General features: G+C 59.6%; 23 protein-coding genes and 2 pseudogenes. 17 read left to right on the forward strand and 8 right to left on the reverse strand.

Annotation, left to right across the window (positions count from 1 at the left end):
- Positions 1–89: 89 nt before the first annotated feature.
- Positions 90–542: pseudogene (locus ACR0FE_RS20140) on the forward strand (magnesium chelatase subunit ChlI family protein); the annotation flags it as partial.
- Here ACR0FE_RS20140 and gshB read toward each other — a convergent pair.
- The 3 genes from gshB to rsmI form a co-directional block, all read right to left on the reverse strand.
- Positions 539–1,471 (reverse strand): glutathione synthase, encoded by a 933-nt coding sequence (gene gshB / locus ACR0FE_RS20145; RefSeq protein WP_170805755.1) that lies wholly within the window; start codon positions 1,469–1,471, stop codon positions 539–541. The pseudogene ACR0FE_RS20140 and the gene gshB sit on opposite strands and share 4 nt — an antisense overlap.
- A 61-nt stretch (positions 1,472–1,532) precedes the next feature.
- The gene (locus ACR0FE_RS20150; protein WP_170805756.1) at positions 1,533–1,904 is read right to left on the reverse strand and encodes a YraN family protein; all 372 of its coding nucleotides are present in this window, start codon (positions 1,902–1,904) and stop codon (positions 1,533–1,535) included.
- A gap of 1 nt (position 1,905) precedes the next feature.
- A complete protein-coding gene (gene rsmI / locus ACR0FE_RS20155; RefSeq protein ID WP_480914871.1) occupies positions 1,906–2,763 on the reverse strand; it encodes a 16S rRNA (cytidine(1402)-2'-O)-methyltransferase in 858 nt (285 codons plus the stop codon).
- An 88-nt stretch (positions 2,764–2,851) separates the two neighbouring features.
- Between rsmI and ACR0FE_RS20160 the strand changes: the two genes are divergently transcribed.
- Genes ACR0FE_RS20160 through murJ form a run of 3 tightly spaced genes read left to right on the forward strand, consistent with a single transcriptional unit; the run spans position 2,852 to position 8,320 of the window.
- Positions 2,852–4,024 carry a penicillin-binding protein activator gene (locus ACR0FE_RS20160; RefSeq protein ID WP_170681842.1) on the forward strand — a complete coding sequence of 391 codons (1,173 nt, stop codon included), beginning with the start codon at positions 2,852–2,854 and terminating at the stop codon, positions 4,022–4,024.
- A complete protein-coding gene (locus ACR0FE_RS20165; protein ID WP_480914873.1) occupies positions 3,984–6,782 on the forward strand; it encodes a [protein-PII] uridylyltransferase in 2,799 nt (932 codons plus the stop codon). The genes ACR0FE_RS20160 and ACR0FE_RS20165 overlap by 41 nt, the downstream gene beginning before the upstream one ends.
- Positions 6,779–8,320 (forward strand): murein biosynthesis integral membrane protein MurJ, encoded by a 1,542-nt coding sequence (gene murJ / locus ACR0FE_RS20170; RefSeq protein WP_480914875.1) that lies wholly within the window; start codon positions 6,779–6,781, stop codon positions 8,318–8,320. Before ACR0FE_RS20165 ends, murJ begins: the two co-directional genes overlap by 4 nt.
- 4 nt (positions 8,321–8,324) lie before the next feature.
- Here the strand turns inward: murJ and ACR0FE_RS20175 are convergent, their stop codons facing one another.
- A complete protein-coding gene (locus ACR0FE_RS20175) occupies positions 8,325–9,011 on the reverse strand; it encodes a rhomboid family intramembrane serine protease (protein WP_170615688.1) in 687 nt (228 codons plus the stop codon).
- A gap of 86 nt (positions 9,012–9,097) precedes the next feature.
- Here ACR0FE_RS20175 and trpS point away from each other — a divergent pair, with 86 nt between their 5' ends.
- The 13 genes from trpS to ACR0FE_RS20240 all read left to right on the forward strand — a co-directional run bounded on the left by trpS (position 9,098) and on the right by ACR0FE_RS20240 (position 20,676).
- Positions 9,098–10,126: a tryptophan--tRNA ligase gene (gene trpS, locus ACR0FE_RS20180; protein WP_170615686.1), complete on the forward strand. Its 1,029-nt coding sequence runs from the start codon at positions 9,098–9,100 to the stop codon at positions 10,124–10,126.
- A 58-nt stretch (positions 10,127–10,184) separates the two neighbouring features.
- On the forward strand, positions 10,185–11,048 hold the full coding sequence (locus ACR0FE_RS20185) for a branched-chain amino acid aminotransferase (RefSeq protein WP_480490859.1): 864 nt from the start codon (positions 10,185–10,187) through the stop codon (positions 11,046–11,048).
- Positions 11,049–11,125: 77 nt separating this feature from the next.
- Positions 11,126–11,581, forward strand: coding sequence for a universal stress protein (locus ACR0FE_RS20190; protein WP_170615682.1), 456 nt, complete (start codon positions 11,126–11,128; stop codon positions 11,579–11,581).
- 9 nt (positions 11,582–11,590) lie between these two features.
- Complete coding sequence (locus tag ACR0FE_RS20195; protein WP_170805763.1) at positions 11,591–12,184, forward strand: 2-hydroxychromene-2-carboxylate isomerase; 594 nt, start codon at positions 11,591–11,593, stop codon at positions 12,182–12,184.
- A gap of 69 nt (positions 12,185–12,253) precedes the next feature.
- On the forward strand, positions 12,254–12,817 hold the full coding sequence (locus tag ACR0FE_RS20200) for a NifU family protein (protein ID WP_170615678.1): 564 nt from the start codon (positions 12,254–12,256) through the stop codon (positions 12,815–12,817).
- A complete protein-coding gene (gene tsaB, locus ACR0FE_RS20205; RefSeq protein WP_170805765.1) occupies positions 12,807–13,397 on the forward strand; it encodes a tRNA (adenosine(37)-N6)-threonylcarbamoyltransferase complex dimerization subunit type 1 TsaB in 591 nt (196 codons plus the stop codon). The genes ACR0FE_RS20200 and tsaB overlap by 11 nt, the downstream gene beginning before the upstream one ends.
- Positions 13,394–13,807 (forward strand): GNAT family N-acetyltransferase, encoded by a 414-nt coding sequence (locus ACR0FE_RS20210; RefSeq protein ID WP_170805766.1) that lies wholly within the window; start codon positions 13,394–13,396, stop codon positions 13,805–13,807. Before tsaB ends, ACR0FE_RS20210 begins: the two co-directional genes overlap by 4 nt.
- A 158-nt stretch (positions 13,808–13,965) precedes the next feature.
- Positions 13,966–14,964, forward strand: coding sequence for a BMP family lipoprotein (locus tag ACR0FE_RS20215; RefSeq protein ID WP_170615671.1), 999 nt, complete (start codon positions 13,966–13,968; stop codon positions 14,962–14,964).
- 89 nt (positions 14,965–15,053) lie between these two features.
- The gene (locus tag ACR0FE_RS20220) at positions 15,054–16,583 is read left to right on the forward strand and encodes an ABC transporter ATP-binding protein (RefSeq protein WP_170615669.1); all 1,530 of its coding nucleotides are present in this window, start codon (positions 15,054–15,056) and stop codon (positions 16,581–16,583) included.
- Position 16,584: 1 nt separating this feature from the next.
- Positions 16,585–17,679, forward strand: coding sequence for an ABC transporter permease (locus tag ACR0FE_RS20225; RefSeq protein ID WP_170615667.1), 1,095 nt, complete (start codon positions 16,585–16,587; stop codon positions 17,677–17,679).
- Complete coding sequence (locus ACR0FE_RS20230) at positions 17,679–18,647, forward strand: ABC transporter permease (protein WP_170805769.1); 969 nt, start codon at positions 17,679–17,681, stop codon at positions 18,645–18,647. The genes ACR0FE_RS20225 and ACR0FE_RS20230 overlap by 1 nt, the downstream gene beginning before the upstream one ends.
- Before the next feature lie 338 nt (positions 18,648–18,985).
- Positions 18,986–19,906, forward strand: coding sequence for a sulfite exporter TauE/SafE family protein (locus ACR0FE_RS20235; protein ID WP_170615663.1), 921 nt, complete (start codon positions 18,986–18,988; stop codon positions 19,904–19,906).
- Positions 19,907–19,908: 2 nt separating this feature from the next.
- Entirely contained in the window at positions 19,909–20,676 is a 768-nt protein-coding gene (locus ACR0FE_RS20240) for a TIGR02186 family protein (protein WP_480914880.1), read from the forward strand.
- A 4-nt stretch (positions 20,677–20,680) separates the two neighbouring features.
- On the opposite strand, the gene ACR0FE_RS20245 is transcribed toward ACR0FE_RS20240, so the two are convergent.
- The 4 genes and pseudogenes from ACR0FE_RS20245 to ACR0FE_RS20260 all read right to left on the reverse strand — a co-directional run bounded on the left by ACR0FE_RS20245 (position 20,681) and on the right by ACR0FE_RS20260 (position 24,454).
- Entirely contained in the window at positions 20,681–21,409 is a 729-nt protein-coding gene (locus tag ACR0FE_RS20245) for an SDR family oxidoreductase (protein WP_480914882.1), read from the reverse strand.
- Complete coding sequence (locus ACR0FE_RS20250; protein ID WP_480914884.1) at positions 21,406–22,938, reverse strand: ATP-dependent DNA helicase; 1,533 nt, start codon at positions 22,936–22,938, stop codon at positions 21,406–21,408. The genes ACR0FE_RS20245 and ACR0FE_RS20250 overlap by 4 nt, the downstream gene beginning before the upstream one ends.
- Before the next feature lie 60 nt (positions 22,939–22,998).
- Positions 22,999–23,637, reverse strand: a pseudogene (locus ACR0FE_RS20255) (acyl-homoserine-lactone synthase).
- A gap of 94 nt (positions 23,638–23,731) precedes the next feature.
- Positions 23,732–24,454, reverse strand: a complete 723-nt coding sequence (locus ACR0FE_RS20260; RefSeq protein ID WP_170615655.1) for a helix-turn-helix transcriptional regulator — start codon at positions 24,452–24,454, stop codon at positions 23,732–23,734.
- Between the last annotated feature and the right edge of the window lie 82 nt (positions 24,455–24,536).

Genomic DNA, 24,536 nt, shown 5'->3' on the forward strand with positions numbered 1-24,536 from the left:
AACGCATCTTCATCCGAATACCGCTTCCGAGCCATCCATCATCCCTTCCGTGACACCAAAATAGTGGCACAGTTTTACGGGGCTAAGACACGCGTGCCTGTTCGCGGGTTCCGATGTGTGGCGAGGATTACCTGGGGCGCATTTCCGGTCCTTTGATGGATCGTTTTGACCTGCGAATCGAAGTTCCTCCGGTCGGGTTTACCGATCTGGATCTGCCGCCGTCAGGTGACAGTTCGGCTGTGGTTGCAGCGCGCGTGGAACGGGCGCGTGGCATTCAGGCAGCGCGATTTCAGGGAAACCCGTCGGTGCGTCAAAACGCTGATATCGAGGGGGCGCTGCTGGAGGAAGTTGCCGCGCCGGACGCCGAAGGCAGGGAGTTGCTGTTGAAAGCGGCCGAACGGTTTGGACTGTCAGCCGGCGCGTTCCACCGTATCCTGCGCGTTGCGCGCACGATTGCGGATCTCGACGGCGCGCCTGACATCCGCAAACCCCATGTGGCCGAAGCGCTGAGCTTTCGCATCAGCGCCCGGACGATGGCCTAGAGCTTTGCCTCAATTGCGTCCCAGATTTTGCCTGCGACGTTGACCCCGTCGAACCGTTCCAGTTCCTGAATACCGGTGGGCGAGGTGACGTTGATCTCAGTCAGGTAGTCGCCGATCACGTCGATGCCGACAAACACCTGGCCTTTTTCCTTCAGCAGCGGACCGATCTTGGCGCAGATTTCAAGATCCCGGTCGGACAAGCCGATCTTTTCTGGCCGGCCGCCAACATGCATGTTGGACCGTGTCTCGCCCTTTGCTGGAACGCGGTTGATGGCACCAACCGGTTCCCCGTCCACCAGAATCACGCGCTTGTCGCCGTTTTGGACATCGGGCAGGAATTTCTGCACGATCAGAGGTTCACGCGAAAAGCCCGTGAAAAGTTCATGCAGCGAGGTCAGGTTGCGGTCATTGGTATCCAGGCGGAACACACCGGCGCCGCCGTTGCCGTAGAGCGGCTTCAGGATGATGTCGCCATGTTTTTCCTTGAAGGTTTTGATTGTCTCCAGATCCCGCGCGATTGTGGTTGGCGGGGTTAGGTCAGGAAAATCCAGAACCAGCAGTTTTTCCGGGTAGTTGCGCACCCAGAAGGGATCATTCACTACAAGGGCGTGCCCGTTCAGGCGGTCCAGCAGGTGCGTGGACGTGATATAGTGCATGTCGAACGGAGGGTCCTGACGCAGCCAGATCACGTCGAAATCGGCCAGATCCACTTCGCGTTCTGGCCCCAGAACCGCGGGATCGCCGGGAACGCGCTGTACCGTCATGTCCCGGCCAAGCGCTGTAATGCGACCTTCCTGATAAGCAAGCTGATCGGGTCCGTAGAAAAACAACTGATGTCCGCGGGCCTGTGCCTCTTCCGCCAGCCTGAACGAACTGTCTGCATTGATGTCCACGGTCCCGATTGGGTCCATCTGAAAGGCGATTTTCATGGCGTATCCCTCGTTTTCTCGCCTGATACATGGCGCAGAGGGGCAGGGGGTTCAATGGCGATCAAACCTGACCGAAGGCGTTTTCGATGATTTGAACCGCTCCGCTCGCGTCGACCAGAGCCGCGTCAAATCGGACATTCGTCAGCTGCCCATTGGGTTCATGCTCCAGAAACTGGGCTGCGGAGGCGTAGATTCGGCTGATCTGGCGGGGGCTGATCCGCGCTGCGGCCTTTTCAAAACTGCTGCTTTTCTTGACTTCTATGAAGACGATACCGTCCGCATCGCGTGCAATCAGGTCGATCTCACCACCGGCCCCGCGCCAGCGACGGTGAGCGATGGTGAAACCACGCCGTTCATAATCAGCCGCGACGCACAGTTCCGCAGACTGACCCGCGTGGTAGGAAACTGACCCCCTGACCGAACGACTGGCCATTTCACTCCTTCCCGAGTTTCAGAGCCTTCTGATAGAGGGGGCGGCGCGGCAGTTTGAACATCTGCGAGACAAGATCAGCCGCGTCCCGAACCGAATGGGTTTCCAAGGCTCTTTTCAGAGCCTCTTCTACGTCAGAGTCCTTAATGTTTTGCGAATGGCCGCGATCAACCAGCAAGACAACTTCGCCCTTTACGGTTTCGCCGCGATAGGCTTCGGCCAGATCCCCAAGCGTGCCGCGCTGGACCTCTTCAAATTTCTTGGTCAGTTCGCGGCACAGCGCGGCCTGACGGTCGGGTCCAAGACCCTCTGCGAGATCGGACAGGCTGGCGGCGACGCGCTTTGGTGATTCGTAGAACACCAGCGTACCGGGAATGTCGCGCAGCGCCTCGATCCGGCTGCGGCGCGCGCCCGAGGCATTGGGAAGAAAGCCTGCAAAAAAGAACGCATCCGTGGGCAAACCGGCAAGCGTCAAGGCCATCAGGGCCGCAGAAGGTCCCGGGGCACAGGTCACGGAATGCCCGGCCTCGGCCGCCTGTCGTCCAAGATCGTAGCCGGGGTCAGCAATCAGCGGCATCCCGGCTTCGGATGCGTAGGCCACCGACAATCCCTGCGCAAGGGCGTCCAGGATTTTCTGGCGCGCGCCTGCACTGCTGTGGTCGTGGTAGGCCTGGATACGCCGCCCTTCCAAGGGGATTCCATGAATCTCCATCAGGCGCCGCAGGCTGCGGGTGTCTTCGGCGGCGATCATGTCAGCCGAGGCCAGTACATCCAGCGCCCTGAGCGTGATGTCGCGCGCCGTTCCGATCGGAGTGGCAACAAAATACAATCCCGCGCCTAATCTGGCCTTCTGGAAATTCAAAGCTGGACCCTCACTGCATGACGTTTATTATCGCGGCTCAATAGAATAGCAGCGTTCCAAGCCGCCGGATCAGGGAGTTTTCATTTAGATGTTTACCGTTTGCAAGCCCGTTCGCAAGTTGGCGAAATCCGCCGTAGTCCTCGCCACCGCCGCGCTTCTCGCCGCTTGTGAGCCCGGCGGTCTGGGCGGGGGTCCTTCGATCAACGCATCCAAACCGGTGCCTGTCGCCCTGCTGGTTCCACGCGGATCGGCGCAATCGGGGGATGCAGCATTGGCCCAAAGCCTTGAAAACGCCGCCCGTCTGGCCATGGCTGATCTTCAGAATGTGCAGATTGATCTTCGGGTTTATGACACTGCAGGAAACGCGGGTATCGCCGGCACGGTGGCCAAACAGGCCGTGGATGATGGTGCGAAGATCATCATCGGCCCGGTTTACGCGCAGGCAGCCAATGCCGCCGGTTTGGCCGTTCTGGACAAAAGCATCAATGTTCTGTCCTTTTCCAACAACACCAGCGTCGCCGGTGGAAACGTGTTTGTGCTGGGACCGACCTTTGAAAACACGGCTGGTCGGCTGGTGAATTACGCGGCCCAGCAGGGCAAAACCGGAATGGTCGTCGTTCACAGTAACGATGGGGCAGGTCAGCAGGGCCAAACCGCAATTATTTCAGCCCTCAGCACAAGCCGGGTCAACAATGCGGGTTCGGTTGGATTTGACCGCTCGCAGCAGGGCGTCATCGGCTCGGTTCCGACGATTAAGGCGACGGTCGATGCAACTGGGGCCGATTCGATCTTTCTGACGGCGACCACCGCCGGTGCCTTGCCGCTGTTCAGCCAGTTGCTGCCCGAGGCTGGCATTTCCCCGGCCACGACGCAATTCATCGGGCTGACACGCTGGGATATTCCACCGCAAACACTGGAATTGCCGGGTGTGCAGGGCGGCTGGTTTGCTTTGCCGGATCCGGCAAAGGCACAAGCCTATCGCCAACGGTACAATGCGACCTATGGCGAGGCACCGCACCCGATCAGCGGTTTGGCCTATGATGGCATCGCGGCCATCGGCGCATTGGTCGGGCAGGGAAAATCGGACGCGCTGACAGGTGCCGCCCTGACTCAGAATGCTGGGTTTCAGGGCGTTGGCGGCATCTTCCGTCTGCGATCGAATGGAACAAATGAACGTGGTCTGGCGGTTGCCACGATCCAGAACAAACAGGTGGTTGTGATTGACCCTGCTCCACAAAGCTTTGCAGGCGCCGGTCTCTGAGCCCGAAGGCAGCCTGATCTGCCCGGCAAACGAGATTTTTGACAGTGAGGGCGTCAGTGCCCGTTTGTCTGAAGCCTTCGATAACTGCAATGACAATGCTGAAATGCGCGCGGAAACCGTGCGCGTTTTGCGTGATGCGCAGAAGGCCGGACGCATGGCCATCGCCAATGCGTTTGCGGAGCAACCCTTTGCGGCGCGACCATTGACGCGATCGTACACCTACCTGACGGACCAGTTGGTCGGAACCGCGATGCTGGTCTCCGGCCGATATCTTCACCCGTTGGCCAATCCGACCCAGGGTGAAAAGATCGCGGTTCTGGCGGTCGGAGGGTATGGCCGAGGCGAGATGGCCCCTTCATCCGATGTCGATCTGCTGTTTCTGACCCCCTACAAGATCACCGCGTGGGCCGAGAGCGTGATCGAATCCATGCTCTACATCCTTTGGGATCTGCGATTGAAGGTCGGGCATTCATCGCGCACGATCCGGGATTGCCTGCGTTTGGGCGCGGATGATTTCACGATCCGCACTTCGATGCTCGAGCAGCGGTACCTTGCCGGGGACAGGGAATTGGCGACGGGTCTGGAAGAGCGCCTGAAAGCGGATCTGTTCAAGGGCAGCGAGCGTGAATTCATCGAAGCCAAGTTGCAGGAGCGGGACGCACGACACCTCAAGCAAGGCCAGCGATATATGGTCGAGCCCAATGTGAAAGAGGGTAAAGGGGGTCTGCGCGATTTGCAGTCATTGTACTGGATCGCCAAGTACATATATGGCGTTCACGACGTGGCCGAGCTTGTTCCGCTTGGCTTGTTTACACCTGATGAATTCAAGGGCTTTGTCGAGGCCGAGGAGTTCCTGTGGGCTGTCCGGTCGCATCTGCATCTGATCACGGGGCGCGCGACCGAGCAGCTGGCCTTTGATCTGCAGGTCGAGGTTGCCGACCGCATGGGCTATCAGGACCGCGCCGGTCGGCGAGCGGTCGAGGTGTTCATGCAGCGATATTTCCGCGAAGCAACACGTGTCGGAGAACTGACGCGGATCTTTCTGACCAAGCTGGAGGCCGCGCATGTAAAAGGTGCGCCGCTGCTGGAACGCATCTTTCGCCGCCGCCGCCGTGTCAAATCAGGCTACACAGTGGTGCATGGCCGTCTGGATGTTGGTGACCCGGACAAGTTTCTGTCCGACAAACTGAACCTGCTGCGTCTGTTTGAGGAAGGGTTGCGGACCGGGATGCTGATCCACCCGGATGCAATGCGCCTGGTCACGGCCAACCTGCATCTGATCGACGATGAAATGCGCAATGACAAAGAGGCGCAGCGCATCTTCCTCGACCTGATGCTGAAACACGGCAACCCGGAACGCGCCCTGCGCCGGATGAACGAACTTGGCGTGTTGTCGGCCTTCCTGCCCGAGTTCGAGCCCATCGTGGCGATGATGCAGTTCAATATGTATCACAGCTATACGGTGGACGAGCACACCATACAGTGCATCGTCAACCTGGCGCAGATCGAACGCGGAGAGTTGGTTGAATCGCTGCCGCTCGCCTCGTCGATCCTGAAAGGGGGCGTCAATCGCAAGGTTCTGTATGTGGCGCTGCTGTTGCATGACATTGCCAAGGGGCGGCCTGAAGATCACTCGATTCTCGGCGCCCAGATGGCCCGCAAGATCGCGCCGCGTCTCGGGTTGAACAAGTCAGACACCGAAACGGTCGAATGGCTTGTGCGTTATCACCTGCTGATGTCGGACATGGCACAAAAACGCGATATCTCCGACCCGCGCACGGTGCGTGATTTTGCCAAGGCAGTGCAGACAGTCAAACGGCTGGACCTTTTGACGGTGCTGACGGTTTGTGACATTCGCGGCGTCGGCCCAGATACATGGAACAACTGGAAGGCTACCCTGTTGCGCGCGCTGCATGCCGAAACAAAACGCGCGCTGGAAACAGGGATGGAGGATCTGAACCGGGCCAACCGCGGGGCCGAGGCCAAGAAGGCGCTGCGTGTTGCGCTGGACGACTGGTCCAAGGCCGACCTGAAAACCGAAACCGGACGGCACTACGATCCTTACTGGCAGGGTCTCAATCTTTCCACCCACATCGAATTTGCCGAGATGCTGCAGGCTTTGGAAACCAGCGGCGACCCCGGAGCGATGGAAATCCGCCTGCACCCGGACGAAGACCGCGATGCCACCCGCGCCTGTTTCGCCATGGGCGATCACCCCGGAATTTTCGCGCGGATCGCCGGCGCGCTGGCGCTGGTCGGGGCCAACGTCGTGGATGCACGCAGTTATACGACCAAGGACGGCTATGTGACCGATGCGTTCTGGATACAGGATGCCGAAGGCCACCCATTCGAAGCCAGCCGCCTGCCACGCCTGACCCAGATGATCCACAAAACCCTCAAGGGTGAGGTGGTGGCGCGCGATGCGCTGAAATCTCGGGACAAGATCAAAAAACGCGAACGCGCCTTCAACGTTCCGACCCACATCATGTTCGACAATGACGGGTCTGAAATTTACACGATCATCGAGGTCGATACCCGCGACCGTCCCGGTTTGCTGTTTGACCTGACCCGAACCCTGGCGGCATCCAACGTGTATATCGCCAATGCTGTGATCGCGACCTACGGCGAACAGGTGGTCGACACCTTCTATGTCAAGGATATGTTCGGGTTGAAATACTATTTGGAAAGCAAGCAGCGCGGGCTGGAAGCCAAGCTGCGTAAAGCGATCACCGAAGGCGCCGAGCGCGCGGCCTCATGAAGCAGATCCGCCTGTTTTCGGGCCTGTTCACGGTCGGCTTCTGGACGCTTGCCAGCCGCATCCTGGGATTTCTGCGCGAAATCCTTCTGGCCGCCTATATTGGTCCGGGGCCGGTCATGGATGCATTTGTCGCGGCCTTCCGCCTGCCCAACATGTTCCGCCGCTTCTTCGCCGAAGGCGCGTTCAACGCAGCGTTTGTTCCGATGTTCTCAAAGCGCCTTGAGGGCGGCGAGAACGCACAAGAGTTTGCGCAGGACGCCTTCAACCTGCTGGCGTTGGCTGTGTTGGCGCTGGTCGGCCTCGCCATGGTCTTCATGCCCGCGCTGGTCTGGGTCACGGCCGAGGGCTTCTATGGCGACGAACGTTTCGATCTGGCGGTGGACTATGGGTATATCGTCTTTCCCTACATCCTGTTCATGTCGCTGGCGGCCTTGTTTTCTGGCGTCCTGAACGCGACGGGCCGGTTTGCCGCCGCTGCGGCCGCGCCGGTGTTGCTGAACATCTTTGCCTGTTCGGCCCTTATTCTTGGTGCTGTATCCGGTGGCGAAGTCATCCGCTGGCTGCTGGCGGTCATTCCGGCGGCCGGTGTCGCACAGTTGGCACTGGTCTGGGTCGCAACCGAGCGCGCAGGTATCCGTATTCGTCCCGGGCTTCCCAAGCTCAGCCCTGAGATGCGCAATCTGGTTCGTGTCGCGGTTCCTGCAGCTTTGGCGATGGGCGTGACGCAGGTCAACCTGGTGGTGGGCCAGTTGGTGGCGTCGAAAACCGAAAAAGCCGTCAGCTGGCTGTTTGCGGCAGACCGGCTTTACCAGTTGCCATTGGGTGTGGTGGGCATCGCTGTGGGCATCGTGCTGCTGCCCGATCTTTCGCGCCGCTTGCGTGCGGACGACAAGGACGGTGCGCGCAACGCCTTTTCCCGTGCGGGCGAATTCACGCTGCTTCTGACCATTCCATCGACCGTGGCGTTTGTGATCATTCCCACACCGCTGGTTTCGGTGCTGTTCGAGCGGGGCCAGTTCGGCCCCGAAGACACAGCCGCCACGGCGCTGGCCGTCGCGATTTACGGGGTCGGCCTGCCAGCCTTCATGCTGCAAAAGCTGCTGCAACCGCTATTCTTCGCCCGGGAAAACACCCGCACGCCGTTTCACTACGCGGTGGTGGCCATGATCGTGAATGCTGCCCTGGCCTTTGGCCTGTATCCGGTGGTGGGTTGGATCGCGCCCGCCATTGCGGCTTCGGCTGCCGGGTGGGCGATGGTGGCGCTACTGGCCATCGGCGCACGCCGGATGGGGGAAGAGGCCCGCTTTGACGCCCGCTTCAAGCGCCGTGCATGGCGGATCGTCGCGGCCTCGGTTGGAATGGGCGTTGTGTTGTTTGTAGCGCTGCACCTGTTCGGCTGGGTCTTTGCCCTGCCCGGATGGCGTTATCCGGCCCTGTTCCTGCTGATTGCGATTGCCGCGATCACCTATTTCGCTCTGGGCCACCTGTTGCGGGCATTTGAAGTATCGGAATTCAGGCGCGCCTTGCGCCGGTCCTGATCCGTCAGTCGCGCCGGATGCGCCCGACAATCCGGGCCCATCCGCCCGGGGCCAAAAAGAATGACAGGCCAAAGCCGGTGGCAAACCCGCCCAGATCGGCGACCCAGTCGGACGTGCCGCCAAACAGCAGGCCGAACAGCAGTTGGATGCCCATCAGCACGGCAATCAGGCTGAAAGCGCGTGACTGGTTTTCGCCGACCAGCGACAGTTTGCGCCACAACAGCCAGGTGAACGCGCCGATCAGACCGTAGACCGGTGGGAACCCGCCGACCAGCGGGTAGCGGGGATCCAGGATCAGCGCATAGGCCAGTGCACCGCCGACACCTGACAGCACAAAGATCAACAGCATGGGAAAGCCGCCAAACACCTCGGCCACCATTTTGCCCATGGCCAGCACGAACACGCAGACAAAAATGGCCTGCGTGAAATTGGCCGAGACAAAGGGATAGGTCACGAACCGGATCAAATGTTCGAAGGGCCACCGCCCGTTTTGAACCATCCAGTCGAAGATGTCCGGCGAGAAGGCATAGCTTTGCAGCGCGTCCAGCCGCCATCCGACAGCCGAAGGTCCGCCGACGATCCCGCGCGTACCAAGGGAAAACGCCAGTTCGATACCCATGATGAACAACACCAGCGCCACAACGACAGGCGGCAGAGGGTTCACGGCAGGTGTATATTGTTCGCTGCTCATTGGGCGGGCCTTTCGCGGCTGTTGACGTCCCTTGACCTCATGGGTAAGCGACGGGGGCTGATTTTTCCAGACGGGAGTTCCCTTCGATGACCGAAACTCAATTCACGCCGCGCGTGTTTTCCGGCATCCAGCCTTCGGGAAACCTGCACCTTGGCAACTACCTGGGTGCGCTCAAGCGTTTTGTGGATATGCAGGGCCCTGAATTCGAGACCATCTATTGCATGGTCGACCTGCACGCGATCACCGTCTGGCAAGACCCGGAGCGTCTGCGCGAAAAGACCCGCGAAGTCTGCGCTGGTTTTATCGCCGCCGGTCTTGATCCGGAAAAGTCGATCCTTTTCAACCAGAGCCAGGTGGCCGAACACACGCAGCTTGCGTGGATCTTCAACTGTATCGCCCGGATGGGCTGGATGCAGCGGATGACGCAGTTCAAGGACAAGGCGGGCAAGAATGCGCAAAACGCCTCGTTGGGTCTTTTTGCCTATCCTGCGCTGATGGCGGCGGACATTCTGACCTATCACGCAACCCATGTGCCTGTGGGAGAGGATCAGAAACAGCATCTGGAACTGACCCGTGACATCGCGATCAAGTTCAATCACGACTATGGGGTAGATTTCTTCCCTGTGACCGAACCGGTCATCGGTGGTGCTGCGCCGCGCGTGATGAACCTGCGCGACGGAACGCGCAAGATGTCGTCTTCGGATCCGTCCGACATGACCCGGATCAACATGACCGATGACGCCGACGCGATCGCCAAGAAGATTCGCAAGGCCAAGACAGACCCGGATGCGCTGCCGTCCGAGATCGACGGGCTGGCAGAACGCCCGGAGGCGCGCAATCTGGTAAACATCTATGCCGCCCTCAGCGACCAGACTGCCGAGCAGGTTCTGGCCGAAGCAGGCGGCAAGCAGTTTGGCGAGTTCAAACCGATGCTGGCCGAACTGGCGGTGTCGAAGCTGGCGCCGATCTCGTCCGAGATGGCCCGACTGATGGGCGAAGAGGCCGAGATCGACCAGATTTTGGCACGGGGCGCCGAGAAGGCCCGCGCGATTGCATCTCCGATCCTGCAGCAGACCTACGAAATCGTGGGCATGGTCGGCGCCAAACAGGGCTGATTACGCTGGACGTTGCCTCAACGCCTTCCTAGGTTTGCCAAAAGCTAGGGAGGGCGCCATGGCAGTCGGCAAGAATATCCGTACCTATTTCGAGGGTCAGTGGCATGACGGGGATGCCCCGATCATGCGCGCGGCCGATCACGGTGCATGGCTGGGATCGTCCGTCTTTGATGGGGCGCGGTATTTTGATGGCATGGCCCCGGATCTTGAGGCGCATTGTGCCCGCGTGAATCGCTCGGCCGAGGCGCTTATGCTGACGCCATTCGTAACCACTGATCAAATGATCGGGATCGTCCTCGAGGGGTTGGAAGGCTATAGCCCCGATGCCGCTGTCTATATCCGTCCGATGTACTGGGGTATCGATGGCGACGCGACCGCGATCGTACCGCAGGAAAACAGCACAGGTTTTGCGGTCTGTCTGGAAGAAATTCCGATGGCGCCCGAGACCGCCTCGGCAACGCTGGGCACCACGCGATTCCGTCGCCCGGTATTGGAATCCGCAGTCGTGAATGCCAAGGCCGGCTGTCTTTACCCCAACAACGCCCGGATGTTGCAGGAGGTGCGCGGAAAAGGGTTTTCAAATGCGCTTGTCACCGACGCCCTTGGACATGTGGCGGAAACCGCAACGGCCAACATTTTCATGGTTCGCGACGGCGAGGTGTTCACACCCACCCCGAACGGAACCTTTTTGGCCGGGATCACGCGCGCCCGTCATATCAAGAACCTGAGGGCGGACGGCGTCACTGTGCACGAAGCCATCCTGAGCTTTGATGACTTCCACAACGCTGACGAAGTGTTCATGACCGGGAACATGAACAAGGTCACACCGGTAACGGCACTGGAAGATACCCGGTATCAGGTCGGCCCGATTTCCCGCCGCGCCCGTGAGTTGTATTGGGACTGGGCCGCCAGCAACCGCTAACACGTCAATGCGGCGCGCTTCCGAGTTGCCAGTATCCCCACTGTCGGGCATGATCCCGGAAACAAAAGAGGATACAAATGCGTAAGTTCCTGGTCATACTTGACGACAGCCGCGAATGCCTGAATGCCATGCGTTTCGCGGCAATGCGTGCGGCGCATACCGGCGGAGGGGTAACGGTTCTGTCGGTCATCCCTCCGGATGAGTTCAACCACTGGATCGGTGTGGCGGAAGTAATGCGGGAAGAAGCGCGCGAGCGCATTCACGCACATTTCGAGGTGTTTGCGAAATGGATGCGCGACAAGCAGGGTATCGAACCCGAACTGGCCATCCGCGAAGGCGATCCGGTGCCGCAGATCATTGAACATGTCCAGTCGGACCCTGAAATCGGGGTACTTGTTCTGGGTGCGGGCGTCGAAAAGAAAGGGCCCGGTCCGCTGGTGACGCAACTGACACGCAATTCCGGCAGTCTTCCGATCCCGATCACCATCGTGCCCGGGGATCTGAGCAAGGAAAAGCTGGAAGCTATTACCTGAGGCCCCAACATGACCCGCCGTATCCAATTCTGGTTCGAATTTGCTTCGACCTATTCCTATCTCAGTGCGATGCGGGTTGAACAGGTGGCGGCGCAAAAAGGGGTTGCCGTGGATTGGCAGCCCTTTCTTCTGGGCCCGATTTTCGCCGCGCAGGGATGGGACAATTCTCCGTTCAATATCTATCCCGCCAAAGGGCGCTATATGTGGCGTGACATGGAGCGTCTGTGCAAAAAGCGCGGGTTGGCTTTCGTGCATCCGAACCCTTTTCCCCAAAACGGAGTTCTGGCCGCCCGGCTGGTTCTGGCCATCGAGGATCAGGACCAAAAAGCGGCATTTGTGCGCGCTGTGTACCAAGCAGAATTTGCCGACGGGCGCACAATCTCGGACGAAAGCGTGCTGGCTGATTGTCTTGTCGTTGCCGGGTTGCGCAGCGATATGATTGCGCGATCAAAGGATCCGGCTATCAAGGAAGCTTTGTTCGAGCAGTCCAAGCGCGCTCAGGCCCTGGACCTGTTCGGGGCGCCCAGTTTTGTAGCAGGCGACGAGCTGTTCTGGGGGGATGACCGGCTGGAGGATGCGGTCGATTTTGCCAGTACGATTTAGAATCGTTCCAAATCTTGACTTCCACGGCGCCTGCCCGCATATCAGGTACAACCCAACCGGAGCCGCGCCATGTTCATTCAAACCGAATCGACGCCCAACCCTGCAACATTGAAATTCCTGCCCGGCCAAACCGTTCTGGAAGCGGGTACGGCAGACTTCCCGACGGCCGAAGCTGCCGAGAAGTCACCCTTGGCCAAGCGGATCTTTGAGGTGAACGGCGTTACCGGAGTTTTCTTCGGCAATGATTTTGTAACAGTCACGAAGTCTGACGACGTGCAGTGGGATCACATCAAGCCCGCAATTCTGGGCGCGGTGATGGAGCATTACCAGTCCGGTCAGCCGGTTATGGGCGCGGACGCCGCAACCGCCTCGGGGCACGCCGAACATACCGGCGAGGACGCGGAAATCGTCAATCAGATCAAAGACCTGCTGGACAGCCGCGTGCGTCCGGCCGTGGCGCAGGATGGTGGGGACATCACCTTTCACGGCTTTGACCGTGGGGTCGTATATCTGCATATGCAAGGCGCCTGTGCGGGCTGCCCATCGTCGACACTTACCCTGAAAATGGGGATCGAGAACCTGCTGCGTCACTACATCCCCGAAGTGACCGAGGTGCGCCCGGTTGCCGTCTGATCCGACCATACTGGCATTCGACACATCGGCCGCGCATTGCGCGGCCGCTTTGTTGCGGGACGGCGAAATCGTGACCTCCTGCGCTGAACCCATGACGCGCGGCCAGGCGGAACGCCTGATGCCGCTGCTGCACGAGGTTCTGGCCCTGGGCGGGTGTACTTGGGCGGATTTGGATGCGATCGGCGTTGGCATAGGTCCGGGCAATTTCACCGGAATCCGAATCTCGGTTTCTGCCGCGCGCGGTTTGGCGCTGGGCCTGGGAATTCCGGCTGTCGGCGTGACGGGATTCGATGCTCTGGCCGAATTTGCGCCTCAGGGCAGCATCCCTGCGATTCGCGCGCCGCGAGAGCAGGTTTATGTTTCCTTGCATGATTCTGACCCGGAACTGATTGGCCAAGAGACGGCAGAGACGTTTGGAGCCCTGGTTCTGAACGACAACGCGGATTTGCAAGCCCGCGCGATTGCCCGGATTACGTCACGTCGCTGGCAGTCTGTATCAGAGGCACCAGCGCCGCTCTATATCCGTGCGGCCGATGCGGCCCCGTCGAAAGATCTGCCTCCGGTGTTGCTGGACGAATGAAACCGCAGGATCTTGCAAAGACGCATGCCGCGGCCTTTACCCGGGCCCGCCCGTGGAGCGCCCAGGAGTTTTGCGATCTTCTGGAAAACAGATTCACGCATGTTGTTGGAAATGAACGATCATTTGCCGTCATTCAGGTTATTGCTGATCAGGCGGAGCTTTTGACGATTGCAACTCACCCGGCCTGTCAAAGGCAGGGGCTTGCAAGGCAATGCATGAAAGACTGGCACAACAAGGCAAAAAAACTGGGTGCCACTCATACTTTTCTGGACGTAGCGGCCGACAATTTGCCGGCAATTTCCCTTTATCAGAGCTGTGGTTACAAGGTCTGCGGCCTGCGTAAGGGGTATTACCTTCATGAAAACAATCAGAAGCTCGATGCAATCCAAATGGAATGCAGTCTGATCTGAAGGCAGGCAAGTTTTTTACCGATTGGTCAAAATAGTGGTTGACCATGGCTGTTGCAAACGGCCTTAATTCCCGCCATCACAACAGTTATGCTCGCTCTGAGTGGGTAAAGGGGGCTATCTTGGCTCCAGCCGACAAAAAAACAAAACGGGAGTAACCAATGACCCTGATGAAATCCTTGATGGGTGCCGCAGCCGCAGTCGCGATGACAGCGGGTGCCGCAATTGCAGAACCGGCCCTGATCTTTGACCTGGGTGGCAAGTTCGACAAATCGTTCAACGAAGCGGCCCATAACGGCGCGTCACGTTGGGCCAATCAGACCGGCGGTACCTACCGCGAGATCGAGCTTCAGTCCGAAGCCCAGCGCGAGCAGGCCCTGCGCCGCTTTGCGGAAGCCGGCGCCAACCCGATCATCACCATGGGTTTTGCAATGGCCGATCCGCTGTCTGCTGTTGCAGGCGACTATCCGGACACCAAGTTCGTCGCGGTTGACGTAACCTGGCTGGACGCGCCGAACATCCGTCAGATCGGCTTTGCCGAGCATGAAGGCTCGTATCTGGTCGGCATGATGGCCGCGATGGCGTCCAAGTCCGGCACCGTCGGCTTTATCGGCGGCATGGACATTCCGCTGATCCGCCACTTCGGTTGCGGCTATGCACAGGGCGCCAAGGCTGTGAACCCGGACATCAACGTGGTAGCCAACATGACCGGCACCACCCCGGCCGCCTGGAACGACCCTGTAAAGGGTTCGGAACTGACCAAAGCCCAGATCAGCCAGGGCGCTGATGTGATCTATGCGGCTGCCGGCGGCACCGGTGTTGGCGTTCTGCAAACTGCGGCAGACGAAGGTATCCTGTCGATCGGTGTGGACAGCAATCAGAACCACCTGCACCCGGGCAAGGTCCTGACATCGATGCTGAAACGTGTGGACGTTGCTGTTTATGAAGCGATGAAAGCGGGTGAAGACCTTGAAACCGGCGTATTCGCCATGGGTCTGGCCGAAGACGGAGTTGGTGTCGCAATCGACGATAACAACCGCGAACTGGTACACCCCCAGATGGCTGATGCCGTAGAAGCTGCACGTCGTGGCATCATCGACGGGGACATCTCTGTTGTCAGCTACTACGAGAACGACAGCTGCCCGGCACTGCAGTTCTGATATCGCATGGGACGGGGGATTTTATCTCCCGTCCCAACTCACTCTGCCGCTGTTTGACTACGCGGCCCTTCGGCAATTGAGGGCAAGACATGACCGTCCCCGCCATTGAGCTCAAAGGGATTTCCAAAGCCTTTGGGCCGGTTCAGGCCAACAAAGACATTTCCATCAGCGTCGCCCCCGGCACGATCCACGGGATAATCGGTGAAAACGGTGCGGGCAAATCCACGCTGATGAGCATACTATACGGGTTTTACAAAGCCGACAAAGGCGAGATCTGGATCAACGGGACAAAGACCGAAATCCCTGACAGCCAGGCCGCGATTGCCTCGGGGATCGGGATGGTGTTCCAGCACTTCAAACTGGTCGAGAATTTCACCGTTCTGGAGAACATTGTTCTGGGCGCTGAAGACGGCGGGCTGCTGGCCCCGTCTTTGTCCAAGGCGCGCAAGGAACTGAAGGCGCTGGAAGAAGAATACGAACTGTTCGTGGATCCGGACAAACGCATCGACGAGATCGGCGTGGGCATGCAACAGCGTGTCGAAATCCTGAAAGCCCTGTATCGCAAGGCCGAGATTTTGATTCTGGACGAGCCGACCGGCGTTCTGACCCCGGCCGAGGCTGATCAGCTGTTCCGCATCCTTGACCGTCTGCGGGCCGAGGGGAAGACCATCATCGTGATCACGCACAAGCTGCGTGAGATCATGGAGAACACCGATACGGTCTCGGTCATGCGCCGCGGGCAGATGACTGCGACGGTCAAGACTGCCGACACCAGCCCCGAGGAACTGGCCGAGCTGATGGTTGGACGGAAGGTCCTGCTGCAAGTCGATAAAGTGCCCGCCCAGCCAGGCAAACCGGTGCTGGAGATCGAGAATCTGCGGGTGAGCGATCAGGCGGGTGTCGAGCGCGTAAAAGGTATTGATCTGACGATCCGTGCCGGTGAGATCGTCGGCATCGCTGGTGTTGCTGGCAATGGTCAGTCCGAATTGCTGGAGGTTCTGGGCGGAATGCGACCGGGGCAGGGGTCCATCAAACTTAACGGCACCCCACTGGCGCTGAGCGGGCCGGGTTCGGACGGGCGCGCGCGCCGCGATCAGCACATCGCGCATGTCCCCGAAGATCGGCAGCGCGAAGGTCTGATCATGAATTTCCACGCTTGGGAAAACGTCGCCTTCGGCTATCACCGTGACCCTGCCTACAAGCGCGGCATTTTCATGGACAACGCTGCCCTTCGGGCCGATACCGAGGCCAAGATCGAGAAATTCGACGTCCGCCCGCCCAACCCGTGGCTGACAGCCAAAAGCTTCTCGGGCGGAAACCAGCAGAAAATCGTCGTTGCCCGCGAGATCGAGCGCAACCCCGACCTGCTGCTGGTCGGCCAGCCCACACGCGGTGTGGACATTGGTGCGATCGAGTTCATTCACAAACAGATCGTCGCACTGCGTGATCAGGGCAAGGCAATCCTGCTGGTCTCGGTCGAGCTGGAAGAGATCTTCTCTTTGTCCGACCGGATTGCGGTGATGTTTGACGGACATATCATGGGCGAGCGTCTGCCCCATGAGACAGATGAAAAAGAACTGGGCCTGTTGATGGCCGGTGTGGCGGGAGAGGCCGCGTAGTATGGAAAAAATGCCCAAATGGGCCGATGTCGTCCTGATCCCGCTGATCAGTCTGATATTGGCCGCAATCCTCTCGGCACTGGTCATCCTGGCCATCGGTGAAAACCCAGTCGAGGCCGTGAAGCTCATGGTTTCCGGCGCGCTTGGGTCGACCTATGGCTGGGGGTACACCCTGTATTACGCGACGAACTTCATGTTCACGGGGCTGGCGGTGGCCGTCGCCTTTCATGCGCGCATGTTCAACATCGGTGGCGAAGGACAGGCCATGCTGGGCGGCCTTGGTGTCGCCATCGTCTGCCTCTATGTCCCCTGGCCACACTGGAGCATTGCCCTTCTGGCCGCCTGCGCCGCGTCAATGGTTTTCGGTGCGGCATGGGCTGCGATTCCGGCCTATCTGCAGGCCAAGCGCGGCAGCCATATCGTGATCACCACGATCATGTTCAATTTTATCGCAGCGGCGGTTCTGAACTATGTTCTGGTCAATGTGATGCGCCCCCCGGGGGCACAGGATCCTGCGACCGCCCGGTTCCCCGAAGCCGTTCATCTGCCTACGTTCCAGTCCATGTTCTCGACGGCCGAAAACGTTCTGTTCAAAGGTGCCCCGGCCAACATCACATTCTTTGTCGCCGTTCTGGCCTGTTTCGTGGTTTGGGCGCTGATCTGGCGCACCCGGCTTGGCTATGAAATCCGGGCCTATGGTCATTCGGAAACCGGGGCTGTCTACGCAGGCATCTCACCCGTGCGCATAACCATCATCGCCATGCTGATCTCGGGCGCGCTGGCGGGTCTGATGGCCATCAACAACGTCATGGGCGAGGCAGAGCGGCTGGTTCTGAACTCGACCGAGGGCGCGGGTTTCATCGGTATCGCGGTGGCTCTGATGGGACGCTCTCATCCGTTCGGGGTGTTTCTGGCGGCGATTCTTTTCGGGTTTCTATACCAGGGCGGGGCCGAGTTGGCGTTCTGGACCAGTATTCCGCGCGAGCTGATCGTGGTGATACAGGCGCTGGTGATCCTGTTCACCGGCGCGCTGGACAACATGGTTCGTATGCCGCTTGAAAAACTGTTCCTGGGTATGCGGAAAGGAGCTGAGTGATGGACACATTCCTGATCATCATCCAGGTCCTGGACTCAACCATCCGCCTTGCAACCCCGCTGCTGCTGGCCTGTCTGGCCGGGCTCTATTCCGAACGGGCGGGCGTCTTTGACATCGGACTAGAAGGCAAAATGCTGATGGCGGCTTTCTTTTCCGCCGCCGTGGCAGCAGTGACCGGGTCGGTCTGGCTGGGCTTGCTGGCAGGTATTGCTGCTTCCTTGGTTTTGTCGGCTCTGCACGGCGTTGCGTCGATCACATTCCGGGGCAATCAGTTGATCTCGGGCGTGGCGATCAATTTTCTGGCGGCGGGGATGACCGTTCTTGTGGCGCAAAGCTGGTTCCAGCAAGGGGGGCGAACACCTTCACTGATCGGCGGCGGACGGTTTGGACCGATCGAATTTCCCTTTGCGGAAGCATTAAGCGGTGTTCCGTTCATTGGCCCGATTTATTCCGAGTTGCTGTCTGGCCATTCGATTCTCGTCTACGTCGCCTTTCTGATGGTGCCTGCCACTTGGTGGATCCTGTTCCGCACCCGGTTCGGCCTGCGACTGCGCGCCGTGGGTGAAAACCCTGCCGCGGTGGATACGGCCGGTGTTTCCGTTGTGGGGCTTCGCTATGCCGCTGTTGCCATCTGCGGCCTGCTTTGCGGGATCGCCGGTGCCTATCTGGCCACCGCGCTTCAGGCGGGGTTCGTCAAGGACATGACGGCCGGGCGTGGCTTTATCGCGCTGGCGGCCCTGATCTTTGCGAAATGGAGACCCTGGCACGCGATGGGGGCCTGCCTTCTGTTCGGTCTGCTTCAGGCCATCGCCCTGCGATTCCAGAACATCGATCTGGGTGGGGTTGTCATACCGGTGCAAGTCATGGACGCGTTGCCCTATATCCTGACCGTGGTGATCCTTGCCGGGTTCGTGGGCAAGGCCGTGCCGCCACGCGCCGGGGGCGAACCCTATGTGAAGGAACGCTGATAGGTCCAGTTCGGACTAGTATCTCAGTCCTGTTCGCTGCAGAGCGGCATGCAGAGTTGATTTTGCATGTCGCACCCGCTCTAAAGGGGTATGCAAACGCCCCCTTTCATAACCCGGTCTGCAGACAGGCTTTTTTCGCTTTCCGATTCCTCGGACTCTGGCTCCGGGATTGTTGTGCGGGTCGGTCTGTCTTTGCCGCTGGTGGGTCATAAACAGAGATTGTTCGCCCAGAACACTGCCAAGACCGTGCCGGTGCGTCGCACTTGCGGCCAGACCCATTGCAATAAGACGGGCTTTGTCACATTACACGAACACACCCAGCCCGTTTAGAGAACATCATGCAGATTTACCTTCCAATCGCCGAAGTATCCGTGAACGCCTTTCTGCTGTTGGGTCTGGGCGGAATGGTGGGCATTCTTTCCGGCATGTTCGGAGTTGGCGGCGGGTTCCTTATGACCCCGCTGCTGTTCTTCATCGGCATCCCTCCCGCTGTGGCGGTTGCGACCGAGGCCAACCAGATCGTGGCGTCGTCGTTCTCTGGCGTGTTGGCGCATTTCCGGCGAAGGACCGTGGACTTTCGAATGGGCACCGTGTTGCTGACCGGAGGTCTGATCGGCGCGGCGCTGGGCGTTGTGGTGTTCAACTACCTCAAAAGCCTGGGTCAGGTCGATTTGCTGGTTACCCTGTGTTACGTCGTGTTTCTGGGTGTCGTCGGTAGCCTGATGTTCATCGAAAGCCTCAACGCGCTGCGCAAGTCAAAAAAGGCCGGAGGTTCGCCCCCCAAGCGACGTCAGCGCGGCTGGGTTCACGCCATGCCGCTCAAGATGCGCTTTCGGACTTCGGGCCTGTATATTTCGGTCATTCCACCAGCGTTGGTCGGGCTGTGCGTCGGCGTGCTGTCCGCCATCATGGGCGTGGGCGGCGGGTTCATCATGGTGCCTGCGATGATCTACCTGCTGGGCATGCCGACCAAGGTCGTTGTGGGAACATCGCTGTTTCAGATCATTTTCGTGACGGCGTTTACAACAATGCTGCATGCCACCACGAACTACACTGTTGATGTGGTCCTGGCGGTGCTTCTTCTGGTTGGTGGAGTTATCGGGGCGCAGATCGGCACGGTCATCGGATCGCGCATGCCGGCCGAGCAGTTGCGTGTTCTGCTGGCGGCCCTGGTGCTTGCCGTATGTGGAAAACTTGCGCTGGACCTGTTGCTTCAACCCTCCGAGTTGTACTCGTTGGGCGATGCGGGAGGGCACTGATCATGATGCGTTATCTGATCGCCGTTCTGAGCCTTATCTACCTGCCTGCGTATGCAGAGGATGAGCAGGTCGTTCTTGGCCTCAGCCAGGACCGGGTTGCAATCACAGCAAACTTTGACGGTTCCGAAATTCTGATTTTCGGGGCGGTCAAGCGCGAAGCGCCGATCCCGCCGGGCCCGCCGCTGGAAGTGATTGTTGCGGTTGCCGGGCCATCCAGCCCTGTAACGGTGCGAAGAAAAGAAAAGCGGCTGGGTATCTGGGTGAACACCGACAGCGTGTTGGTCGATCTGGCACCCAGCTTTTATGCCGTTGCAACCAGTTCACCGCTGAATTCCATCCTGTCGGACGTAGAAGATCTGCGCCACCGGGTTTCGATCGAACGTGCCATCCGGTCGGTGGGTGCCGCGATGCATATTCGCGGCGCGCAGGACTTTGCGGATGCTGTTGTTCGAATTCGCGAGCATGAGGGACTTTACTCGATCCGAGAAAACACCGTGGCTGTGGATGAGCAGACCTTGTTCAGAACCTCGATCGACATGCCTGCAGACTTGACCGAGGGCGACTATGTCGCGCGCATTCTGCTGACACGCGGCGGAGAGGTTGTTTCCCAATTCGAGACGGTGATCGACGTGCGCAAGGTTGGACTTGAACGGTTTCTGTTCAACATGTCCCGCCAACAGCCGGTCTGGTACGGACTGATGTCGCTTGTCATCGCGATCTCGGCCGGGTGGGGCGCCTCGACCGCGTTCAGATTGCTGCGCGAGAAGTAAACCTTTAGCCCCGGCCGATGTAAGGCATCGTGGTGGCCATCACCGTCATGAACTGAACATTCGCCTCGGGCGGCAGCGAAGCCATATGCAATACAGAGCGTGCCGCATCCTCGACAGACATAGTCGGGTCCGGGGTCGTGCCTTCTGCCATCGCCGCGTCGACCAGGCCCTGCACTATTTGCGTGCGCGCGTTGCCGATGTCGATCTGGCCGCAGGCAATTCCAAAGCTCCGCCCGTCCAATGACAGGCTGCGGGTCAATCCGGTGATCGCGTGTTTCGTCGCCGAGTAGCGGACCGAGTTGGGACGCGGGACATGGGCCGCTATCGAACCGTTGTTGATGATACGCCCGCCTTGCGGCGACTGATGGCGCATGATGCCAAAGGCCGCCCGGGCACACAGGAACATCCCGTTGAGGTTCACGTTGACCGAGTTGTACCAGTCGTCCAGCGCGATCTCGTCAATGGTTCCGCCAGGCGCGAAGATGCCCGCGTTGTTGAACAGCACGTCCAGACGGCCAGCCTGTTTGGTGAAAGCATCGAAGGCGGCGGCGACTGCGTCCGGGTTCGTTACATCGGCAACCAAGGGGACGGCGTTTTCGTGAGACTCTGACATTGCCGTCAGAACATCGGCACTGCGCGCCAGAAGGCCGGCGCGCCAGCCTTCTTCCAGAAACAACTCGGCGGTTGCCCGGCCGATACCGGAACTTGCGCCGGTTACGATGATGGTCTTCATGTGTCTTCAGCCTCCAGAACCAGAGAAGCCACGGGCGCTGTGCGCAGGTCATCAACGCGCAGTGGATGAGTTGGCTTGGACAGGCGGTTGCGCACGACCCAGATCAGCCGTTCCTGCGCGCGGGTTATGGCCACATAAGCTAGGCGTTTCCACAGGGGTTGTCCCGCCTCGGTACGACCCATTCTGGCGGCAGCGTAGATATCTGGCGCAAAAACCTGCACCGTGTCCCATTGCGATCCCTGCGCCTTGTGAATCGTCACGGCAGCACCATGCAGGAAAGTCGCCCCCATGCGGGCGGCATAGGGGATAAACGGCTCTTCCTCGTCCGGTTTCTCGATCTTAACGATTGAGGCGGCGCTGACCTGCGGGTCTTCAGCCCCCATCACATGCAGACGCGAAAAACCTGGTTTGCGCCCGGGGCCCAGATAGATGACCTGTGCGCCCTTGATCAGGCCGCGCGCTTCCAGATCCAGCCGCTTCTTGCGGTGTTTCAGCGGCAGTTCCAGACCGTCGCAGATCAGGGGTTCACCCTCCAGCAACTCGGTGTCGGGGGCGCCGTGAACATGCCGGAAGGCGTTGATCAGGCGAATGCGCGTGGCGTTGCGCCAGACCAGAACCGGGCTGCGCGCCATCAGGTCAACCTCGACCCGCTGCCCCCAGACGACGCGGTCATCCTGCCGGGCGGTCTGCTCGACCAGCCTTTCGAAATCCTCGAACCCCATTGCCGGGTCCGCCAAGGCATGGGCAAGATCCAGAATCGGGTTATCCGCATCCTGCCGGTGGACCCGGTGCAGTGTCAGCTTCCGAGGCTCGGGCAGAGCTTCGAATACCATGCTGCCGGACTGGTTCACAGGCGCAAGCTGGGCCGGATCTCCGAACAGCAGCAAGGTTGGAAAAATCTCTTTCAGGTCCTCGAACTGCCGGTCATCCAGCATCGAGGCTTCGTCCACAAACCCGATATCGAGCGGTTCGTCCCGGCGTTTCCACCCGGTAATGAAATCCGAACCCCGGAGCCCGGCAGCGGCTAGCGCCCCGGGGATGGATTTGTTGTTGGCATAGAATGCCGCTGCCCGATCCAGCGCCTCATCCGTCAGCCCCTCGATTTCAGGGCGTTCGTCATTGCCTGCGAGCCATTCGGCAATACGCTCATATTCCGGGTCGTATACAGGCGTGTAAAGGATGCGGTGGATGGTTGTTGCGGGAACCCCGCGCAGGCGCAGAACGCTGGCCGCCTTGTTGGTCGGGGCCAGAATGGCAAGGCTGCGCTTGTCCTTTGACTTACGGCTTTCAAAATCGCCGGACACGATCTGAACACCGGTTTCGGCCAGCGCCTTGAACAATTCAGCCAACAGCAAGGTTTTGCCTGACCCGGCCTTGCCGATCACGGCCATCGTTTCTGTCTTTCCACCTCCGGGCGGCCTGAGCAGCGCGTCATCGTCAAGGTCGACGCCCGCCGATTTCAGCATCTCGGAAATGCTGTCATAGGCGGCGGCCTGATCATCGGAAAAGGTGACAAGAGGCAAGGACATGGCGCGACCCTACAGGGCCGCGTCAGTCATCACCAGACGCGGAGTCCGCTTTTCCCGAATTCAGGCCGAAAGCGCGAACCGATGTTGCGCACTGCCCCCGAACGCTGCACGAAACCACAGCCGGGACAGGTCTCGGGAAACCCCCGCCCGTTCAGCCACCCGGCTGCAGTCCTCGGCTGAATAGGGCCAGAGCCCGACCGAGATCTGATCCCGGCCCTTGCCCTGCGACCCCAGCACCACCGGCGAAGACCCTATCAGACGGTAGATCCGGATCATCCTTGCGTCGAAGACACCGGCAATATGGGTCAGGCCAAATCCTTCCATCACTTCGCCACCGCTCAGCATTATGGCACCTGCCGTGTGCGGGCTGGCATTGCGCGACAGGCAGAACCGCGTAACCTACCAGATCAGCGGGCTGCGGATAGGACTGCCGCCCGTCAGATGACCAAAGACATCGTTTACCATGACCGGGCCGGTTGTCGGCAGTATCCGCATCGAACCGCCATGGCTGCCATCGGGTTCTTCCCAGATGACATAAAGCGGGTTCAGATCGTCATACCGATCCCGTTCTTCGCCGTTTTCGTCGACATCAACATCCCACCCCAGCCGGGTCTTGAACTGATCGGCGCGGTCCAGAAACATCCCCTTGGCAAGTTTTGGAAATTTATGCAGTTCGTCAGCATATACATAACGCAACATGACTTGCTCCCCTCGTCGTCCTGTGCAGGAACGAATGGGGTACAAATCCGTGGTTAATTTCCCGTTTGGTGACCGCGCGTTGCTTAAGTGGCTGTTAGGACTCGCCGTTCTGGTTTTCCCGGCTATGCGCCTCGCGATCTTCTCGGATTCGGGCCAGTGCTTTCCGCAGCAAGGGAACGCGATTGGGGCGAAAGCTTTCATCCGAAATCGTCATGTCCTGCATCCGGTCCAGACGGAAAAACCGGAAATCCCGGCGCAGGTGGCACCAGCTCAGCAGAATACTGGCCCGATCCATATAGACGATGCTCAGCGGATTGACGCGCCGCGTGGTGGCATCGCCTTTTGCATCGGTATAGGCGAACTCGACCGTGCGTTCATCCCACGTGGCCTGCCGCAGATCAGGGACATGAATCGTGGGCGTGGCCGGGCGGTCAAAACGTGTTGCCGTCAGCACCGCATGGCTTAGCCTGTGGGACTGGCGCTGTGGCAGGCGGCCCTGCAATTTGCGCAGCGCCGCGCTGGCTGCGTCGGACAGGGCAGGGTCCCCGATCTGCTGCACTTCGCGCAGGCCAAGAACAAGGGCTTCAAGTTCATCATCGGTAAAACCAAGCGGGGGCAAGGTCGCGTCTTCGATCAGGGTGAACCCAAAACCGGCCTCTCCGTCGATGACTGCGCCAAGGCCGCGCAATGTGTCTATGTCGCGGTGAACCGTGCGGGCCGAGACACCAAGATCCTGCGCCAGTTGTGAGGACGTTCTGGGAGACGGGCCCGAGCGCAGGGCCTGCATCAGTTGGAACAGTCGGGTGGTTCGGGTCATGATGCAACTTAGCCTAAACCTGATGCCAGTTTCTGTCATCAGTCGGAGTTATGCATCGACCATCCCACTTAGGAGCGATTTT

This window comes from Ruegeria sp. K7 (genome assembly GCF_056531785.1).

Bases quoted from the DNA above. Each gene is read 5' to 3' on its own strand.
- gshB (WP_170805755.1), bottom strand. From the start codon at position 1,471: ATGAAAATCGCCTTTCAGATGGACCCAATCGGGACCGTGGACATCAAT.
- ACR0FE_RS20150 (WP_170805756.1), bottom strand. From the start codon at position 1,904: ATGGCCAGTCGTTCGGTCAGGGGGTCAGTTTCCTACCACGCGGGTCAG.
- ACR0FE_RS20160 (WP_170681842.1), top strand. From the start codon at position 2,852: ATGTTTACCGTTTGCAAGCCCGTTCGCAAGTTGGCGAAATCCGCCGTA.
- murJ (WP_480914875.1), top strand. From the start codon at position 6,779: ATGAAGCAGATCCGCCTGTTTTCGGGCCTGTTCACGGTCGGCTTCTGG.
- ACR0FE_RS20175 (WP_170615688.1), bottom strand. From the start codon at position 9,011: ATGAGCAGCGAACAATATACACCTGCCGTGAACCCTCTGCCGCCTGTC.
- trpS (WP_170615686.1), top strand. From the start codon at position 9,098: ATGACCGAAACTCAATTCACGCCGCGCGTGTTTTCCGGCATCCAGCCT.
- ACR0FE_RS20185 (WP_480490859.1), top strand. From the start codon at position 10,185: ATGGCAGTCGGCAAGAATATCCGTACCTATTTCGAGGGTCAGTGGCAT.
- ACR0FE_RS20190 (WP_170615682.1), top strand. From the start codon at position 11,126: ATGCGTAAGTTCCTGGTCATACTTGACGACAGCCGCGAATGCCTGAAT.
- ACR0FE_RS20195 (WP_170805763.1), top strand. From the start codon at position 11,591: ATGACCCGCCGTATCCAATTCTGGTTCGAATTTGCTTCGACCTATTCC.
- ACR0FE_RS20200 (WP_170615678.1), top strand. From the start codon at position 12,254: ATGTTCATTCAAACCGAATCGACGCCCAACCCTGCAACATTGAAATTC.
- ACR0FE_RS20210 (WP_170805766.1), top strand. From the start codon at position 13,394: ATGAAACCGCAGGATCTTGCAAAGACGCATGCCGCGGCCTTTACCCGG.
- ACR0FE_RS20215 (WP_170615671.1), top strand. From the start codon at position 13,966: ATGACCCTGATGAAATCCTTGATGGGTGCCGCAGCCGCAGTCGCGATG.
- ACR0FE_RS20220 (WP_170615669.1), top strand. From the start codon at position 15,054: ATGACCGTCCCCGCCATTGAGCTCAAAGGGATTTCCAAAGCCTTTGGG.
- ACR0FE_RS20225 (WP_170615667.1), top strand. From the start codon at position 16,585: ATGGAAAAAATGCCCAAATGGGCCGATGTCGTCCTGATCCCGCTGATC.
- ACR0FE_RS20230 (WP_170805769.1), top strand. From the start codon at position 17,679: ATGGACACATTCCTGATCATCATCCAGGTCCTGGACTCAACCATCCGC.
- ACR0FE_RS20235 (WP_170615663.1), top strand. From the start codon at position 18,986: ATGCAGATTTACCTTCCAATCGCCGAAGTATCCGTGAACGCCTTTCTG.
- ACR0FE_RS20240 (WP_480914880.1), top strand. From the start codon at position 19,909: ATGATGCGTTATCTGATCGCCGTTCTGAGCCTTATCTACCTGCCTGCG.
- ACR0FE_RS20245 (WP_480914882.1), bottom strand. From the start codon at position 21,409: ATGAAGACCATCATCGTAACCGGCGCAAGTTCCGGTATCGGCCGGGCA.
- ACR0FE_RS20250 (WP_480914884.1), bottom strand. From the start codon at position 22,938: ATGTCCTTGCCTCTTGTCACCTTTTCCGATGATCAGGCCGCCGCCTAT.
- ACR0FE_RS20260 (WP_170615655.1), bottom strand. From the start codon at position 24,454: ATGACCCGAACCACCCGACTGTTCCAACTGATGCAGGCCCTGCGCTCG.